Annotated in this window: 18 protein-coding genes; all 18 read left to right on the forward strand. The window is 69.2% G+C overall.

The annotated features are described in order from the left end of the window. Positions 1-53: 53 nt before the first annotated feature. The 18 genes from ACFY8W_RS21210 (at position 54) to ACFY8W_RS21295 (ending at position 16,460) form a co-directional block, all read left to right on the forward strand. Complete coding sequence (locus tag ACFY8W_RS21210; RefSeq protein ID WP_391107300.1) at positions 54-1,145, forward strand: LCP family protein; 1,092 nt, start codon at positions 54-56, stop codon at positions 1,143-1,145. A gap of 133 nt (positions 1,146-1,278) precedes the next feature. Then, entirely contained in the window at positions 1,279-1,503 is a 225-nt protein-coding gene (gene rpmE, locus ACFY8W_RS21215; protein ID WP_030761597.1) for a 50S ribosomal protein L31, read from the forward strand. Positions 1,504-1,600: 97 nt separating this feature from the next. Then, positions 1,601-2,677, forward strand: a complete 1,077-nt coding sequence (gene prfA / locus ACFY8W_RS21220; protein WP_391107303.1) for a peptide chain release factor 1 — start codon at positions 1,601-1,603, stop codon at positions 2,675-2,677. Positions 2,678-2,726: 49 nt separating this feature from the next. Beyond that, positions 2,727-3,572: a peptide chain release factor N(5)-glutamine methyltransferase gene (prmC, locus tag ACFY8W_RS21225; RefSeq protein ID WP_391107306.1), complete on the forward strand. Its 846-nt coding sequence runs from the start codon at positions 2,727-2,729 to the stop codon at positions 3,570-3,572. Positions 3,573-3,609: 37 nt separating this feature from the next. Continuing rightward, positions 3,610-4,257, forward strand: coding sequence for an L-threonylcarbamoyladenylate synthase (locus tag ACFY8W_RS21230; protein WP_391107309.1), 648 nt, complete (start codon positions 3,610-3,612; stop codon positions 4,255-4,257). Continuing rightward, the gene (locus ACFY8W_RS21235; protein WP_391107312.1) at positions 4,254-4,907 is read left to right on the forward strand and encodes a protein-tyrosine-phosphatase; all 654 of its coding nucleotides are present in this window, start codon (positions 4,254-4,256) and stop codon (positions 4,905-4,907) included. The genes ACFY8W_RS21230 and ACFY8W_RS21235 overlap by 4 nt, the downstream gene beginning before the upstream one ends. 175 nt (positions 4,908-5,082) lie before the next feature. Continuing rightward, positions 5,083-6,336, forward strand: a complete 1,254-nt coding sequence (glyA, locus tag ACFY8W_RS21240) for a serine hydroxymethyltransferase (protein ID WP_391107315.1) — start codon at positions 5,083-5,085, stop codon at positions 6,334-6,336. A 107-nt stretch (positions 6,337-6,443) separates the two neighbouring features. Continuing rightward, positions 6,444-7,757: an MraY family glycosyltransferase gene (locus tag ACFY8W_RS21245; protein ID WP_391107318.1), complete on the forward strand. Its 1,314-nt coding sequence runs from the start codon at positions 6,444-6,446 to the stop codon at positions 7,755-7,757. A gap of 262 nt (positions 7,758-8,019) precedes the next feature. Further along, positions 8,020-8,433 (forward strand): hypothetical protein, encoded by a 414-nt coding sequence (locus ACFY8W_RS21250; RefSeq protein ID WP_391107321.1) that lies wholly within the window; start codon positions 8,020-8,022, stop codon positions 8,431-8,433. Positions 8,434-8,658: 225 nt separating this feature from the next. Continuing rightward, positions 8,659-9,468 (forward strand): F0F1 ATP synthase subunit A, encoded by an 810-nt coding sequence (atpB, locus tag ACFY8W_RS21255; RefSeq protein ID WP_391107323.1) that lies wholly within the window; start codon positions 8,659-8,661, stop codon positions 9,466-9,468. 94 nt (positions 9,469-9,562) lie between these two features. Next, entirely contained in the window at positions 9,563-9,796 is a 234-nt protein-coding gene (gene atpE / locus ACFY8W_RS21260) for an ATP synthase F0 subunit C (protein WP_010474382.1), read from the forward strand. 41 nt (positions 9,797-9,837) lie between these two features. After that, positions 9,838-10,383, forward strand: coding sequence for a F0F1 ATP synthase subunit B (locus tag ACFY8W_RS21265; RefSeq protein WP_391107326.1), 546 nt, complete (start codon positions 9,838-9,840; stop codon positions 10,381-10,383). Beyond that, the gene (locus tag ACFY8W_RS21270) at positions 10,380-11,195 is read left to right on the forward strand and encodes a F0F1 ATP synthase subunit delta (RefSeq protein ID WP_391107329.1); all 816 of its coding nucleotides are present in this window, start codon (positions 10,380-10,382) and stop codon (positions 11,193-11,195) included. The genes ACFY8W_RS21265 and ACFY8W_RS21270 overlap by 4 nt, the downstream gene beginning before the upstream one ends. Positions 11,196-11,324: 129 nt before the next feature. Then, positions 11,325-12,920 carry a F0F1 ATP synthase subunit alpha gene (gene atpA, locus ACFY8W_RS21275; protein WP_391107332.1) on the forward strand — a complete coding sequence of 532 codons (1,596 nt, stop codon included), beginning with the start codon at positions 11,325-11,327 and terminating at the stop codon, positions 12,918-12,920. Positions 12,921-12,940: 20 nt separating this feature from the next. Next, positions 12,941-13,858, forward strand: coding sequence for a F0F1 ATP synthase subunit gamma (locus ACFY8W_RS21280; RefSeq protein ID WP_384420654.1), 918 nt, complete (start codon positions 12,941-12,943; stop codon positions 13,856-13,858). Further along, entirely contained in the window at positions 13,858-15,297 is a 1,440-nt protein-coding gene (atpD, locus tag ACFY8W_RS21285; protein ID WP_391107335.1) for a F0F1 ATP synthase subunit beta, read from the forward strand. The genes ACFY8W_RS21280 and atpD overlap by 1 nt, the downstream gene beginning before the upstream one ends. A 198-nt stretch (positions 15,298-15,495) precedes the next feature. Further along, a complete protein-coding gene (locus tag ACFY8W_RS21290; protein WP_391107338.1) occupies positions 15,496-15,870 on the forward strand; it encodes a F0F1 ATP synthase subunit epsilon in 375 nt (124 codons plus the stop codon). A 143-nt stretch (positions 15,871-16,013) separates the two neighbouring features. Next, positions 16,014-16,460 (forward strand): DUF2550 domain-containing protein, encoded by a 447-nt coding sequence (locus ACFY8W_RS21295; protein ID WP_128984701.1) that lies wholly within the window; start codon positions 16,014-16,016, stop codon positions 16,458-16,460. Positions 16,461-16,469 lie beyond the last annotated feature (9 nt).

The following is a 16,469-nucleotide window of genomic DNA, read 5'->3' on the forward strand; positions in this document are numbered from 1 at the left end:
CTTTCGGGTGCTTCGCCGTCACACAAGGTGAACCATAGGGCTGAGGGAAGACGATGACCGAGCAGAACCAGAGCGGCCGAATACGGGGCACCGGCCGCCGCCGCAAGCCGCCCGCCAAGGGCCGCCGCGCGGCGGTCGCCGCCGCGTGGACCGCAGCCGTGCTCGTCCTGGCCGGCGGCTCCGGACTCGGCTACGTCTACTTCAAGCTCAACGGCAACCTCGAGGGCGTCGACATCAACGGGCAGCTCGGCAAGGACCGGCCCGAGGACGTCGACAACGGCTCGATGGACATCCTCGTCCTCGGCTCCGACTCCCGCTCCGGTGCCAACGGCGACTACGGCAGGGACGAGGGCGGCGCCCGCTCCGACACCGCGATGGTCGTCCACGTCTACGAGGGCCACAAGAAGGCCTCCGTGGTCTCCATCCCGCGCGACACCCTGATCGACCGCCCCGCCTGCACCGACGACAAGGGCGGCAAGGTCGCGGCCGAGCACCGGGCCATGTTCAACACGGCGTACGAGGTCGGCGGGCCGGCCTGCGCGGTCAAGACCGTCGAGGCGATGTCCGGCATCCGCATGGACCACTACGTCGAGGTCGACTTCACCGGCTTCAAGAAGCTCATCGACCGGCTCGGCGGCGTCGAGATCACCACCACCAAGGCCATCAGGGACTCCAAGAGCCACCTCGACCTCGAACCGGGCACGCACACCCTCGACGGCGAGCAGTCCCTCGGCCTGGTCCGCACCCGCAAGAGCGTCGGCGACGGCAGCGACCTCGGCCGCATCCAGCTCCAGCAGGCCTTCATGAAGGCCTTCATCGACCAGGTGAAGAGCGTCGGCGTCTTCTCCGACCCGAAGAAACTGCTCGACCTCGCCGACACCGCCACCAAGGCCATCACGCCCGACTCCGAGCTCGACTCCGTCACCGAGCTGATGGGCTTCGCCAAGGGCCTGTCCGGGCTCGGCGCCGACGACGTCCACATGATCACGCTGCCGGTCGAGTACGACCCGAGGGACCCCAACCGGGTCGTGCCCCTGGAGGCCCAGGGCAAGCAGGTCTGGGAGGCCCTCAAGGCCGACCGGCCGATCCCCGCGTCGGCGACGAAGGACGCGGCCACCGGCCAGGCCGCAGGCCTCGTGAAGTAGCCCAGGAATAGTTCCGGCCCGACCCCGGTTTTGGGAGATGCGGCCGGTCCTGGCAGACTGGTACGTCGGCCCCGGTTCACGCATGTGCATCCCGCACGGGCGACCCGGAGCCCTCCCGGAACTAGGAGACACCTTGAAGCGCGAGATCCACCCCGAGTACGTCGAGACCCAGGTCAGCTGCACCTGTGGCGCGTCGTTCACCACCCGTAGCACCCTCACCGAGGGCACCATCCGTGCCGAGGTCTGCTCCGAGTGCCACCCGTTCTACACGGGCAAGCAGAAGATCCTCGACACCGGCGGCCGCGTCGCCCGCTTCGAGGCCCGCTTCGGCAAGGCTGCCGGCTCCGCCAAGAAGTAGCGAGCCATTGCGCCGGTCTTCGGCTGCCCCTGCGCGGGGTGGCCGGGACCGGCGCTTTGCCGTCCCGTAGCAACTTACGAAAACCCAGGAGCCCCCGATGTTCGAGGCGGTCGAGGAACTGGTCGGCGAGCACGCCGACCTCGAGAAGAAGCTCGCCGACCCTTCGGTCCACGCCGACCAGGCCAACGCGCGCAAGCTGAACAAGCGTTACGCGGAGCTGACCCCGATCGTCGCCACCTACCGCTCCTGGAAGCAGACCGGTGACGACATCGAGACCGCCCGCGAGTTCGCGCACGACGACCCGGACTTCGCGGCCGAGGTCAAGGTGCTGGAGAAGCAGCGCGAGGAGCTGACCGACAAGCTCCGGCTGCTGCTGGTCCCGCGCGACCCCAGCGACGACAAGGACGTCATCCTCGAGATCAAGGCCGGCGCGGGCGGCGACGAGTCCGCCCTGTTCGCCGGCGACCTCCTGCGGATGTACCTGCGCTACGCCGAGCGGGTCGGCTGGAAGACCGAGATCATCGACTCCACCGAGTCCGAGCTCGGCGGCTACAAGGACGTCCAGGTCGCCGTGAAGACCAAGGGCGGCAACGGGGCCACCGAGCCCGGCCAGGGCGTCTGGGCGCGGCTGAAGTACGAGGGCGGGGTGCACCGCGTGCAGCGCGTGCCCGCCACCGAGTCGCAGGGCCGCATCCACACCTCCGCGGCCGGTGTGCTCGTCACGCCGGAGGCCGAGGAGGTCGACGTCGAGATCCACGCGAACGACCTGCGCATCGACGTCTACCGCTCGTCCGGCCCCGGCGGCCAGTCGGTCAACACCACCGACTCCGCCGTCCGCATCACGCACCTGCCGACCGGCATCGTCGCGTCCTGCCAGAACGAGAAGAGCCAGCTCCAGAACAAGGAGCAGGCCATGCGCATCCTGCGTTCCCGGCTGCTCGCCGCCGCGCAGGAGAAGGCCGAGGCCGAGGCCGCCGACGCCCGTCGCAGCCAGGTCCGCACCGTCGACCGCTCCGAGAAGATCCGTACGTACAACTTCCCGGAGAACCGCATCTCGGACCACCGCGTCGGCTTCAAGGCGTACAACTTGGACCAGGTGCTCGACGGCGAGCTGGACGCGGTCATCCAGGCCTGCGTCGACGCCGACTCCGCGGCGAAGCTCGCGGCAGCGTAAGACGGCGCAAGACCTTGTAAAGCCCCCACCCGCACCACGGAGGACCAGCGTGAACCTGCTGCTTGCCGAGGTGGCCCAGGCCACCCAGCGGCTGGCCGACGCCGGCGTTCCCTCACCGCGTTTCGACGCCGAGGAGCTCGCCGCGTTCGTGCACGGCGTCAAGCGGGGGGAGCTGCACAACGTCAAGGACGCGGACTTCGACGCCCGCTACTGGGAGGCCATCGCGCGCCGCGAGGCGCGCGAGCCGCTCCAGCACATCACCGGCCGCGCGTTCTTCCGCTACCTGGAGCTCCAGGTAGGCCCCGGCGTCTTCGTGCCGCGCCCCGAGACGGAGTCGGTGGTCGGCTGGGCCATAGACGCCGTACGGGCCATGGACGTCGTCGAGCCGCTCATCGTCGACCTGTGCACCGGCTCCGGCGCGATCGCGCTCGCCATGGCGCAGGAGGTGCCGCGGTCGACCGTGCACGCCGTGGAGCTGTCCGAGGACGCCCTGGTGTGGACCCGGAAGAACGTGCAGGGCTCACGGGTCGTCCTGCACGAGGGCGACGCGCTGAGCGCGCTGCCGGAACTGGACGGCCAGGTCGACCTGGTCATCTCCAACCCGCCGTACATCCCGCTCACCGAGTGGGAGTACGTGGCGCCCGAGGCCCGCGACCACGATCCGGAGATGGCCCTGTTCTCCGGCGAGGACGGCCTCGACACCATCCGCGGCATCGAGCGCACCGCCCACCGCCTGCTGCGGCCCGGCGGCCTCGTGGTCGTCGAGCACGCGGACACGCAGGGCGGCCAGGTGCCGTGGATCTTCAACGAGGAGGCCGGCTGGGCGGACGCCGCCGACCACCCCGACCTGAACAACCGGCCGCGATTCGCGACCGCGCGCAAGGCGACCCCATGACGAGCATGTTCGACGTGTACGAGGAGGACCGGGACTGATGGCTCGGCGATACGACTGCAACGAGGCGACGGACCGTGCGACGGGTCTGCGTGAGGCCGCGTCCGCCGTACGCCGGGGCGAGCTGGTCGTGCTGCCCACGGACACCGTGTACGGCATCGGCGCGGACGCCTTCAGCTCGGAGGCCGTCGCGGACCTGCTGGCCGCCAAGGGCCGGGGCCGCAACATGCCCACGCCGGTACTGATCGGCTCCCCGAACACCCTCCACGGCCTCGTCACGGACTTCTCCGAGATGGCGTGGGAGCTCGTGGACGCCTTCTGGCCCGGCGCGCTGACGCTGGTCGCCAGGCACCAGCCCTCCCTCCAGTGGGACCTGGGCGACACCCGGGGCACCGTCGCGATCCGGATGCCGCTGCACCCGGTCGCGATCGAGCTGCTCACGGAGGTCGGTCCGATGGCGGTCTCCTCGGCGAACCTGACCGGCCACCCGTCGCCGGAGGACTGCGACGCGGCGCAGGGCATGCTCGGCGACTCCGTCTCCGTCTACCTCGACGGCGGCCCGACCCCCGGCATCGTCCCCTCGTCCATCGTCGACGTGACGGGCAAGGTGCCGGTGCTGCTGCGCGAGGGCGCGCTGTCGGCGGAGGAGCTCCGGAAGGTGGTACCCGACCTCGAGGTGGCCAGTTGACCGCCCCTGAGGGGCGTGGCATAGCGGGGCACGAGCAAGACGGCAAGACCTTCCGCATCCTCCACGTCAGCACCGGCAACGTCTGCCGCTCGCCGATCACCGAGCGGCTGACCCGCCATGCCCTGATCGACCGCCTCGGCGACCCCATGGTCGGCGGTCTGATCGTGGAGAGCGCGGGCACCTGGGGCCACGAGGGCGCCCCGATGGAGAGCAACGCGGAACAGGTCCTCGCGGACTTCGGCGCGGACTTCAGCGGCTTCACCGGCCGGGAGCTCCTCGACGAGCACGTCATCCGCGCGGACCTGGTCCTCACCGCGACCCGCGACCACCGCGCGCAGGTCATCTCGATGGGCCACTCGGCGGGCCTGCGCACCTTCACCCTGAAGGAGTTCACCCGCCTCGTCCGTGCGATAGATCCGGCCACCCTTCCGGACCCCCGGGACGGCCACGGCACGGTCGACCGCGCCCGCGCGCTGGTCCGTGCGGCCGCGGCTCTACGCGGGTGGCTGCTGGCCCCGTCGGCGGAGGCGGACGAGGTGAACGACCCGTACGGCGCTCCGATCACGTTCTTCCGCTCGATCGGCGACGAGATCCAGCAGGCGCTGGACCCGGTGGTGACGGCCCTGACGGGTGTGAACACGAAGCGCTGAGGCGGCGTACCGCCCGGCCGGCAGCCCGTCGGGCCCGTGACGGGAGTTCGCCCCCGCACGGAGCGCCGAGGCGTTCCCCCGGGTCCGCGGGGCCGGGTGGAGCAGTGGGGGAGCGGGGGGCGCTGTGGGTGCCTAGAGTGGGTTTCCAGGCCCGCTCACGCACTCGGAGTGCCCCATGCCGGTCACCGCGCCAACCGAAGACGAGCACGCGCTCGACGTACTGCGCCGTCAGGACCCCGAGGTGGCCGATGTGCTGCTCGGTGAGGTGCGGCGGCAGGCGGACAGTCTGCAGCTGATCGCCGCGGAGAACTTCACCTCGCCCGCCGTGCTCGCCGCGCTGGGCTCGCAGCTGGCCAACAAGTACGCCGAGGGCTATCCCGGCGCCCGCCATCACGGCGGCTGCGAGTACGCCGACGCCGTCGAGCGGATCGCCGTCGAGCGGGCGAGCGCGCTCTTCGGTGCCGAGCACGCGAACGTGCAGCCGCACTCCGGCTCCTCCGCCGTCCTCGCCGCCTACGCGGCGCTGCTGCGGCCCGGCGACACCGTCCTCGCCATGGGGCTCGCCTACGGCGGGCACCTCACGCACGGCTCGCCCGCGAACTTCTCCGGCCGCTGGTTCGACTTCGTCCCGTACGGCGTCGACGCCGAGACGGGTCTCGTCGACTACGAGCAGGTCGCCGCGCTCGCCCGGCACCACCGGCCGAAGGCGATCGTCTGCGGGTCCATCTCCTATCCGCGGCACCTCGACTACGCGATCTTCCGCGACATCGCCGACGAGGTCGGGGCCTATCTGATCGCCGACGCCGCCCACCCCCTCGGGCTCGTCGCCGGCGGCGCCGCGCCCAGCCCCGTCCCGTACGCCGACATCGTCTGCGGCACCACCCACAAGGTGCTGCGCGGTCCGCGCGGCGGGCTGCTCCTGTGCGGGGCGGAGCTCGCGGAGCGGGTGGACCGGGCCGTGTTCCCCTTCTCGCAGGGCGGCGCGCAGATGCACACCATCGCCGCCAAGGCCGTCGCCTTCGGCGAGGCGTCCACTCCGGCCTTCACCACGTACGCCCATCAGGTGGTCGAGCACGCCAGGGTGCTCGCCGCCGCGCTCGGCGCGGAGGGATTCGCGCTGACCACCGGTGGGACGGACACGCACCTGATCACCGCCGACCCGGCCCCGCTCGGCATCGACGGCCGCACCGCCCGCGCCCGCCTCGCCGCCGCCGGCATCGTGCTCGACACCTGTGCGCTGCCGTACGGGGACGGGCGCGGGATCCGGCTCGGCACGGCCGCCGTCACCACCCAGGGCATGGGCGATCCGGAGATGGCGAGAATTGCGGCATTGTTCACTGCCGCGCTACGTGACGACGCGGAGGAGACGGCCAGGGTACGGGCCGAAGTACGCGAGCTCGCCGGGCGTTTTCCCCCGTATGGCCGGTAAAGAGGCCCCGGCCGGAACCGTTCGCGACGCCCGTATGTCCTCGACCATGGGGACGGCCCGGCTAGGGTGTGGGGCTGAGATGGCCAGCGATTCCTGTGGGGCAGCCCGTGCGTGATTACCTGCTGACGCTCTGTGTCACGGCCGCGGTGACCTATCTGCTGACCGGTCCGGTGCGGAAGTTCGCCATCGCGACCGGCGCGATGCCGGAGATCCGCGCCCGCGACGTGCACCGAGAACCGACTCCGCGGCTCGGTGGCATCGCCATGTTCTTCGGGCTGTGCGCGGGACTGCTCGTCGCCGACCACCTGCAGAACCTGAACAGCGTCTTCGAGCTGTCCAACGAGCCCCGCGCGCTGCTCTCCGGCGCCGCCCTGATCTGGCTGATCGGCGTCCTCGACGACAAGTTCGAGCTGGACGCGCTGATCAAGCTGGGCGCGCAGATGATCTCCGCGGGTGTGATGGTCATGCAGGGTCTGACGATCCTGTGGCTGCCCATCCCCGGCGTCGGCACGGTCGCGCTCACCCAGTGGCAGGGCACGCTGCTCACGGTCGCCCTGGTCGTCCTCACCATCAACGCCGTGAACTTCGTCGACGGCCTCGACGGCCTCGCCGCCGGCATGGTCTGCATCGCCGCCGCGGCCTTCTTCCTCTACGCGTACCGGATCTGGTTCGGCTACACGATCGAGGCGGCCGCCCCCGCGACGCTCTTCGCCGCGATCCTCATGGGCATGTGCCTGGGCTTCCTGCCGCACAACATGCACCCGGCGCGGATCTTCATGGGCGACTCGGGCTCCATGCTGATCGGTCTGATCCTGGCCGCGTCCGCCATCTCCATCACCGGCCAGGTCGACCCGGACGCGCTGAAGATCTTCGAGGGCTCGACCAAGGCCGCCACGCACGCCGCCCTGCCGGTCTTCATCCCGCTGGTGCTGCCGCTGACGGTCATCGCGATCCCGATGGCCGACCTGGTGCTCGCGATCGTGCGGCGCACCTGGAAGGGCCAGTCGCCGTTCGCGGCGGACCGCGGGCACCTGCACCACCGGCTCCTGGAGATCGGGCACTCGCACAGCCGTGCCGTGCTGATCATGTACTTCTGGTCGGCGCTCATCGCCTTCGGCACGCTGGCCTACTCCGTGCACTCGACGTCGATGTGGATCGTGCTCGCCGTGGTCTTCCTGAGCGCGGTCGGTCTGGTGCTGCTCCTGCTGCCGCGCTTCACGCCGCGCGCGCCGCGCTGGGCGGAGGCGGTCGTGCCGCCGCGCTACCGGCGTCGCAGGCCGGTTCCGGAACCGGAGCCCGCCCTGGAGGAGCCGGCCGTCGAGGAGGAGCGGGTGCCCGTGCCCGCCGGGGTCAACGGAGCGACCGCCATCGGCCACCGTTCGCGCTTCTCCGACCGGAGTAAGGCCGGGGCGCGCGGTTGACGTAAGCCGCATCGGGGGTCAATACCAGACAAGGCGCCCCGCTGTCGTGCACACACGCGCGCACTCACTCTCACGTGTGAGAGTTGGCACACCCTCTGAGTAAAGACCTATTCAAATAGTTTGTGATACGGTTCACGAGACCCGGCGACAGTGCCGAAGGACCGTAGTGCGACGGTTCGTTGGCCCCGAGACACACCTCGGACCGGGCTTACGCTCGTCCATGACGACACCATCGCCCCCTCCAGCAAGCGGAGACACCGCCATGCCGTCCAACGACGCACGCACCCTGCTGCACACCGCAGTCCCCACCGCCGCCGTAGGCGCCATCGCCACGGTCGTCAGCGGTGTGGTCGCCGGTGGCAAGGGCGCGCTCGGCGCCGTCGTCGGCACCGCGGTCGTACTCCTCTTCATGGGCATCGGGCTGGTGGTTCTGCAGCGGACGGCGAAGAAGCTTCCGCAGCTCTTCCAGGCCATGGGGCTGATGCTCTACACGGCCCAGCTGCTGGTTCTCTTCATCTTCCTGGCCTTGTTGAAGGACACTTCGGCGTTCGACTTCAAGGCCTTCGCCTTCACGCTGCTCGCCACGACCATCGTGTGGGTCGCCGCCCAGGCCCGGGCCTATATGAAGGCCAAGATCATGTACGTCGAGCCCGAGAACACGGGGCCGAAGTCGTGAAGGGTAGGGCCGGGATAAAGACGCGTTCGGCTTCCTGCTATCGTCCGGTGCCAACTGCGGCACTGCGGGCGCGGGCATCCGAAGCGGCGCCTGTCCCAGCGCGAGGCTCGATGCCGAACCGCCGCCCCCTTATCCGTAAGACCAGTCCAGTGCCGACCCGCGGCTGCGTGCCGCGCCGACACAACGAGGTTGCCGTACCTATGCGCCACGCTGAAGGAGCCCGCGGTGAGTGCTGACCAGACGCTTGCCTTCGACCCGGATTGCCACATCTTCACCGGATGCGGCTTCCCGGCGCCGGGCCTGCACACGTTCATGTACGAACCCATCTTCACCGTGGGCAGCTTCGAGTTCACCAAGCCGATGCTGCTCGCCATCCTGGGTTCGATCGTGGTCGTCGGCTTCTTCTGGGCCGCGTTCAACAAGCCCAAGCTGATCCCCGGCAAGATGCAGATGGTCGGCGAGGCCGGTTACGACTTCGTGCGCCGCGGCATCGTCTACGAGATCATCGGCAAGAAGGACGGCGAGAAGTACGTCCCGCTGATGGTGTCCCTGTTCTTCTTCGTATGGATCATGAACCTCTGGTCCATCATCCCGCTCGCCCAGTTCCCGGTCACCTCGCTGATCGCCTTCCCGGCGGCCCTCGCGCTGATCGTGTACGTGCTGTGGATCTCGCTGACCTTCAAGAAGCACGGCTTCGTCGGCGGCTGGAAGAACATCGTCGGCTACGACAAGTCGCTCGGCCCGATCCTGCCCCTGGTCGTCGTCCTCGAGTTCTTCTCGAACCTGCTCATCCGGCCCTTCACGCACGCGGTCCGACTGTTCGCGAACATGTTCGCCGGTCACCTGCTCATCGTGATGTTCTCGCTGGCCACCTGGTACCTCATGAACGGCCTCGGCTTCGTCTACGCCGGCGCCTCGTTCGTGATGGTCATCATCATGACCGCCTTCGAGCTCTTCATCCAGGCCGTCCAGGCGTACGTCTTCGTCCTCCTGGCCTGCAGCTACGTCCAGGGCGCGCTCTCCGAGCACCACTGAGCCGGCCCGGCAGCAGCCAAGAACCACTCACCCAACCCACAGTCGTCCGGTGGCCAACCCCCACCGGGTCCTTGAAAGAGAAGGAAGAACCGGCATGTCCGCTCTCGAGACTCTCGCCGCCGTCAACGGAAACGTCGCCTCCATCGGCTACGGCCTCGCGGCCATCGGCCCCGGCGTCGGCGTCGGCATCATCTTCGGTAACGGCACCCAGGCCCTCGCCCGTCAGCCCGAGGCGGCCGGCCTGATCCGTACCAACCAGATCATGGGTTTCGCCTTCTGTGAGGCGCTCGCCCTCATCGGCATCGTCATGGGCTTCGTCTACAAGTAAGCCGGACCGACAGCCCGATTCTTTTTACGGAAGGCACTGATGTGAACGCTCTGCTTCTTGCGGAAGCGGCGGAGGAGCAGCCTCCGCTCATCCCGCATCTCGACGAGCTCGTCATCGGCCTGATCGCCTTCGTCATCGTCTTCGGCTTCCTCGCCAAGAAGCTCCTCCCGAACATCAACAAGGTTCTGGACGAGCGCCGCGAGGCCATCGAGGGTGGCATCGAGAAGGCCGAGTCGGCCCAGATCGAGGCTCAGAGTGTGCTGGAGCAGTACAAGGCTCAGCTCGCCGAGGCCCGCCACGAAGCCGCGCGTCTCCGCCAGGAGGCGACGGAGCAGGGCACCGCGATCATCCAGGAGATGAAGGCGGAAGGCCAGCGCCAGCGCGAGGAGATCATCGCGGCCGGTCACACCCAGATCGAGGCCGACCGCAAGGCCGCGTCCGCCGCGCTGCGTCAGGACGTCGGCAAGCTCGCCACGGACCTGGCCGCGAAGCTGGTCGGCGAGTCCCTCGAGGACCACGCCCGCCAGAGCCGCACCATCGACCGCTTCCTCGACGAGCTCGAGGAGAAGGCCGAGGCCGTCCGATGAACGGAGCGAGCCGCGAGGCACTGAGCGCCGCACGCGAGGCACTCGACGCGCTGACCGACAACACCTCGGTCGACGCGGCGAAGCTCGCCGGTGAGCTGGCCGCGGTCACCGCACTGCTCGACCGCGAGGTGTCGCTGCGCCGGGTCCTGACCGACCCCGCACAGTCGGGCGAGGCCAAGGCCGAGCTCGCGCAGCGACTCCTCTCCGGTCAGGTGGGCGGCGAGACCGTCGACGTGGTCTCCGGAATGGTCCGCTCCCGCTGGTCGCAGTCGCGCGACCTGGTCGACGGGCTCGAGGAGCTGGCGAACATCGCCGACCTCACCGCCGCCCAGAAGGCGGGCGCCCTCGACGACGTCGAGGACGAGCTGTTCCGATTCGGCCGCATCGTCTCCTCCAGCACCGAGCTCCGCTCGGCGCTGACGGACAAGACCGCGAAGGCCTCCGCCAAGGGCGAGCTGCTCGGCAGCCTGCTCGGTGGCAAGGCCAACCCCGTCACCGAGCGGCTGGTCGTCCGTCTGGTGACCCAGCCCCGGGGACGTAGCCTGGAAGCGGGACTCGAGTCCCTGTCCAAGCTCGCCGCGGCGCGCCGGGACCGCATGGTCGCCGTCGTCACCTCGGCGGTGCCGCTGACCGACCAGCAGAAGCAGCGCCTCGGTGCCGTGCTGGCCAAGCTCTACGGCCGCCAGATGCACCTGAACCTGGACGTGGACCCGACGGTCCTCGGCGGGATCTCGGTGCGCGTCGGCGACGAGGTCATCGACGGCACCATCGCGGAGCGCCTCGACGAGGCGACCCGCCGCCTGGCCGGCTGACCTCGGCCACAACGAAACAAGCATGACCAGCGGCCCGGTTGGGCCGTGCAGAGATTGCAGAAGATTCCTGGGGGTCGCCCCCAGACCCCTAAGAAACTTCGGGCCCAACAAGGAGAGCAGGGAACCCAGATGGCGGAGCTCACGATCCGGCCGGAGGAGATCCGGAACGCGCTGGAGAACTTCGTCCAGTCGTACCAGCCGGACGCGGCCTCGCGCGAGGAGGTCGGCACGGTCAGCCTGGCCGGCGACGGCATCGCGAAGGTCGAGGGTCTTCCCTCGGCCATGGCGAACGAGCTGCTGAAGTTCGAGGACGGCACCCTCGGCCTCGCCCTGAACCTCGAGGAGCGCGAGATCGGCGCGATCGTCCTCGGCGAGTTCAGCGGCATCGAGGAGGGACAGTCGGTGCAGCGCACCGGCGAGGTCCTCTCCGTCGGTGTCGGCGAGGGATACCTGGGTCGCGTCGTCGACCCGCTCGGCAACCCGATCGACGGTCTCGGCGAGATCGCGACCGAGGGCCGCCGCGCCCTCGAGCTGCAGGCGCCCGGCGTCATGCAGCGCAAGTCGGTCCACGAGCCGATGGAGACCGGCTACAAGGCCGTCGACGCCATGACCCCGGTCGGCCGTGGTCAGCGTCAGCTGATCATCGGTGACCGCCAGACCGGCAAGACCGCCCTGGCCGTCGACACGATCATCAACCAGCGCGACAACTGGCGCTCGGGCGACGTGAACAAGCAGGTCCGCTGCATCTACGTCGCCGTCGGCCAGAAGGGCTCCACCATCGCGTCCGTGCGCGCGGCCCTGGAAGAGGCCGGCGCGCTCGAGTACACGACGATCGTCGCCGCCCCGGCGTCCGACCCGGCCGGCTTCAAGTACCTCGCCCCGTACACCGGCTCGGCCATCGGCCAGCACTGGATGTACCAGGGCAAGCACGTCCTGATCATCTTCGACGACCTGTCGAAGCAGGCCGACGCCTACCGCGCCGTGTCGCTGCTGCTGCGCCGCCCGCCGGGCCGTGAGGCCTACCCGGGTGACGTCTTCTACCTGCACTCCCGCCTGCTCGAGCGCTGCGCCAAGCTCTCGGACGAGCTGGGTGCCGGCTCGATGACCGGTCTGCCGATCGTCGAGACCAAGGCCAACGACGTCTCGGCGTTCATCCCGACCAACGTCATCTCCATCACGGACGGCCAGTGCTTCCTGGAGTCCGACCTGTTCAACGCCGGCCAGCGTCCGGCCCTGAACGTCGGTATCTCCGTCTCCCGTGTCGGTGGCTCCGCCCAGCACCCGGCCATGAAGCAGATCTCCGGCCGTCTCCGCGTGGACCTGGCCCAGTTCCGTGAGCTGGAGGCGTTCGCCGCCTTCGGTTCCGACCTGGACGCCGCGTCGAAGGCGCAGCTGGAGCGCGGTCAGCGCATGGTCGAACTGCTCAAGCAGGCTCAGTACCAGCCGATGGCCACGGAGAACCAGGTCGTTTCCATCTGGGCCGGCACCACCGGCAAGATGGACGACGTCCCGGTCGCGGACATCCGCCGCTTCGAGGCCGAGATGCTGGCGTTCCTGCGCCAGAACCACTCGGGCCTGATGACCTCCATCCGTGAGGGCAAGAAGATGTCGGACGACACGCTGACGTCCGTCGCCGACGCGATCGCGGAGTTCAAGAAGCAGTTCGAGACCTCTGACGGCAAGCTGCTCGGCGACGACGCCTCCGCCGTCAACGTCTCGAAGTGACGACGGAAGGGACCTGACTCATGGGAGCGCAGCTCCGGGTCTACAAGCGTCGCATCAAATCCGTCACCGCGACGAAGAAGATCACCAAGGCGATGGAGATGATCGCCGCCTCGCGCGTCGTCAAGGCGCAGCGCAAGGTGCAGGCGTCGACGCCGTACGCCACCGAGCTCACCCGTGCGGTGACCGCGGTGGCCACCGGCGCCAACGACAAGCACGCGCTGACCACCGAGGCGGAGAACCCGACCCGCGCCGCGGTCCTGCTCCTCACGAGCGACCGCGGTCTGGCCGGCGCCTTCAACTCCAACGCCATCAAGGCGGCGGAAGCGCTCGTCCGCAAGCTGGAGGGCGAGGGCAAGGCGGTCGACATCTACGTCGTCGGTCGCCGTGGCGTCGCGCACTTCAACTTCCGTGAGCGCAAGCTGGCCGACACGTGGACCGGCTTCACGGACGAGCCGACGTACGCGGACGCCAAGAAGATCGGCGAGCCGCTGATCGAGGCGATCGAGAAGGACACGGCCGAGGGCGGCGTGGACGAGCTCCACATCGTCTACACCGAGTTCGTCTCGATGATGACGCAGACGGCGGTCGAGGCCCGGCTGCTGCCCCTCAGCCTCGACGAGGTCGCGAAGGAGGCCGGCGAGTCGGACACGCTCCGCCCGCTGTACGACTTCGAGCCGTCGGCGGAGGACGTCCTGGACGCCCTGCTGCCGCGCTACGTCGAGAGCCGGATCTACAACGCGCTGCTCCAGTCCTCGGCCTCGAAGCACGCCGCCACGCGGCGCGCGATGAAGTCGGCGACCGACAACGCGGGTGAGCTGATCACCAGCCTCACCCGACTTGCCAACGCGGCCCGCCAGGCCGAAATCACCCAGGAAATCAGCGAGATCGTCGGTGGCACTGCTGCCCTGGCCGACGCGACCGCGGGGAGTGACAAGTAATGACGACCTCTGTTGAGACCGCCGCTGCCACGGGCCGCGTCGCCCGGGTCATCGGCCCGGTCGTCGACGTGGAGTTCCCCGTCGACGCGATGCCGGAGATCTACAACGCGCTGAACGTCGAGGTGCCGGACCCGGCCAGCGACGGCACCAAGACGCTGACCCTCGAGGTCGCGCAGCACCTCGGTGACGGCCTGGTCCGCGCCATCTCGATGCAGCCCACCGACGGTCTGGTCCGCCAGGCCCCGGTGACCGACACGGGTGCGGCCATCTCCGTGCCGGTCGGTGACGTCACCAAGGGCAAGGTGTTCAACACCCTGGGCGAGGTCCTGAACGAGGACGCGTCCACGGTCGCGAGCGCCGAGCGCTGGCCGATCCACCGCAAGGCCCCGGCCTTCGACCAGCTCGAGTCCAAGACCGAGATGTTCGAGACCGGCCTGAAGGTCGTCGACCTTCTCACCCCGTACGTCAAGGGTGGAAAGATCGGTCTGTTCGGTGGCGCCGGTGTCGGCAAGACCGTTCTGATCCAGGAAATGATCATGCGTGTGGCGAAGCTGCACGAGGGTGTTTCCGTCTTCGCGGGCGTCGGTGAGCGTACCCGTGAGGGCAACGACCTCATGGTCGAGATGGAGGAGGCCGGCGTTCTCGACAAGACCGCGCTGGTCTTCGGCCAGATGGACGAGCCCCCGGGCACCCGTCTGCGCGTGGCCCTCGCCGGTCTGACCATGGCGGAGTACTTCCGCGATGTGCAGAAGCAGGACGTGCTGTTCTTCATCGACAACATCTTCCGCTTCACCCAGGCCGGTTCCGAGGTGTCGACCCTGCTCGGCCGCATGCCCTCCGCGGTGGGCTACCAGCCGAACCTGGCCGACGAGATGGGTCTCCTCCAGGAGCGCATCACCTCGACCCGTGGTCACTCGATCACCTCGATGCAGGCGATCTACGTCCCCGCCGACGACCTCACCGACCCGGCGCCGGCGACCACCTTCGCCCACCTCGACGCGACGACGGTTCTCTCCCGTCCGATCTCCGAGAAGGGCATCTACCCGGCCGTGGACCCGCTGGACTCCACGTCCCGGATCCTGGACCCGCGCTACATCGCGCAGGACCACTACGACGCCGCCATGCGCGTCAAGGGCATCCTGCAGAAGTACAAGGACCTCCAGGACATCATCGCGATCCTCGGTATCGACGAGCTGAGCGAGGAGGACAAGCTCGTTGTCCACCGCGCCCGCCGTGTCGAGCGCTTCCTGTCCCAGAACACCCACGCGGCGAAGCAGTTCACCGGTGTGGACGGTTCGGACGTTCCGCTCGACGAGTCGATCGCCGCGTTCAACGCGATCTGCGACGGTGAGTTCGACCACTTCCCGGAGCAGGCCTTCTTCATGTGTGGTGGTCTCGAGGACCTCAAGAAGAACGCCAAGGAGCTCGGCGTCTCCTGAGCCCCGTGCTCGCCTGAGGGGGCGGGATCGCTCCCGCCCCCTCTTCACGCCCACTAGCTGCATCTCCCGGGGGAGAACCCCCGGACCCCCGGCACACACCCCCGGGGGGCGGGCTCTGGCACTTCGGTGCCGGACGCCCGACTAGACTTTGACCCAACACCCGGCAGCACGGCCGGGTGGTGACCCGAGGAGCCACCCTTGGCTGCTGAGCTGCACGTCGAGCTGGTCGCCGCGGACCGGAGTGTCTGGTCCGGCGAGGCCACCCTGGTCATCGCGCGCACCACCTCCGGCGACATCGGCGTCATGCCCGGCCACCAGCCGCTGCTCGGTGTGCTGGAGTCGGGCCCGGTGACCATCCGTACGAGCGAGGGCGGCACTGTCGTGGCCGCCGTCCACGGCGGTTTCCTCTCGTTCGCCGACGACAAGCTTTCTCTGCTCGCGGAGATCGCCGAGCTGGCGGACGAGATCGACGCCCAGCGTGCCGAGCGCGCGCTGGAGCGCGCCAAGGCCGGAGAGGACGCCGCCGCCGAGCGGCGCGCCGAGGTCCGGCTGCGCGCGGTAGCGGTCCGCTAGCGGTCCGCGCCGAGAGCCAGCCCTCAGCCGCGGTACGGCTGGAATTTTCCAGACCGTGCCGCGGCTGAGGCGATGCAGATGCAGGTTGTATTCGGTCAGGCCGGCTCCGCCGGTCACGGGACGCAGCGAGGAGGTCGGTGAAGATGTTCCTCGCGCTGCTCGTGTGCGGCCTGGTCGTCGCACTGCTGGTGATCGGGCTCTTCGTCTTCGGCTTGCGCCGCAGACTCATCCAGCGCGCCGGCGGCACGTTCGACTGTTCGCTGCGCTGGAACGTACCCGAGACCCCGGACACCAGCGGCAAGGGCTGGTCGTACGGGGTCGCCCGTTACAGCGGCGACGAGATCGCCTGGTTCCGGGTCTTCTCGTACGCGCCCCGCCCGCGCCGGGTCCTGGAGCGCTCGGCCATCGAGGTCCTCGAGCGCCGGATGCCGGAGGGCGAGGAGGAGCTGGCACTCCTCTCGGACTCCGTGATCCAGGGCTGTCTGGTGAAGGGGACCCGCCTGGAGCTGGCGATGAGCGAGGACGCTCTCACCGGCTTCCTCGCGTGGCTGGAGGCGGCGCCGCCCGGACAACGAGTCAACGTCGCTTGAGAAGGCCGT

The sequence above is a fragment of the Streptomyces sp. NPDC012637 genome (genome assembly GCF_042954805.1).
GTDB lineage: Bacteria > Actinomycetota > Actinomycetes > Streptomycetales > Streptomycetaceae > Streptomyces.

Coding starts and splice junctions, on each gene's coding strand:
- ACFY8W_RS21250 (WP_391107321.1), top strand. CDS start 8,020: ATGCCGTCCAACGACGCACGCACCCTGCTGCACACCGCAGTCCCCACC.
- atpA (WP_391107332.1), top strand. CDS start 11,325: ATGGCGGAGCTCACGATCCGGCCGGAGGAGATCCGGAACGCGCTGGAG.
- ACFY8W_RS21230 (WP_391107309.1), top strand. CDS start 3,610: ATGGCTCGGCGATACGACTGCAACGAGGCGACGGACCGTGCGACGGGT.
- atpD (WP_391107335.1), top strand. CDS start 13,858: ATGACGACCTCTGTTGAGACCGCCGCTGCCACGGGCCGCGTCGCCCGG.
- ACFY8W_RS21270 (WP_391107329.1), top strand. CDS start 10,380: ATGAACGGAGCGAGCCGCGAGGCACTGAGCGCCGCACGCGAGGCACTC.
- prfA (WP_391107303.1), top strand. CDS start 1,601: ATGTTCGAGGCGGTCGAGGAACTGGTCGGCGAGCACGCCGACCTCGAG.
- ACFY8W_RS21210 (WP_391107300.1), top strand. CDS start 54: ATGACCGAGCAGAACCAGAGCGGCCGAATACGGGGCACCGGCCGCCGC.
- ACFY8W_RS21280 (WP_384420654.1), top strand. CDS start 12,941: ATGGGAGCGCAGCTCCGGGTCTACAAGCGTCGCATCAAATCCGTCACC.
- glyA (WP_391107315.1), top strand. CDS start 5,083: ATGCCGGTCACCGCGCCAACCGAAGACGAGCACGCGCTCGACGTACTG.
- ACFY8W_RS21295 (WP_128984701.1), top strand. CDS start 16,014: ATGTTCCTCGCGCTGCTCGTGTGCGGCCTGGTCGTCGCACTGCTGGTG.
- atpE (WP_010474382.1), top strand. CDS start 9,563: ATGTCCGCTCTCGAGACTCTCGCCGCCGTCAACGGAAACGTCGCCTCC.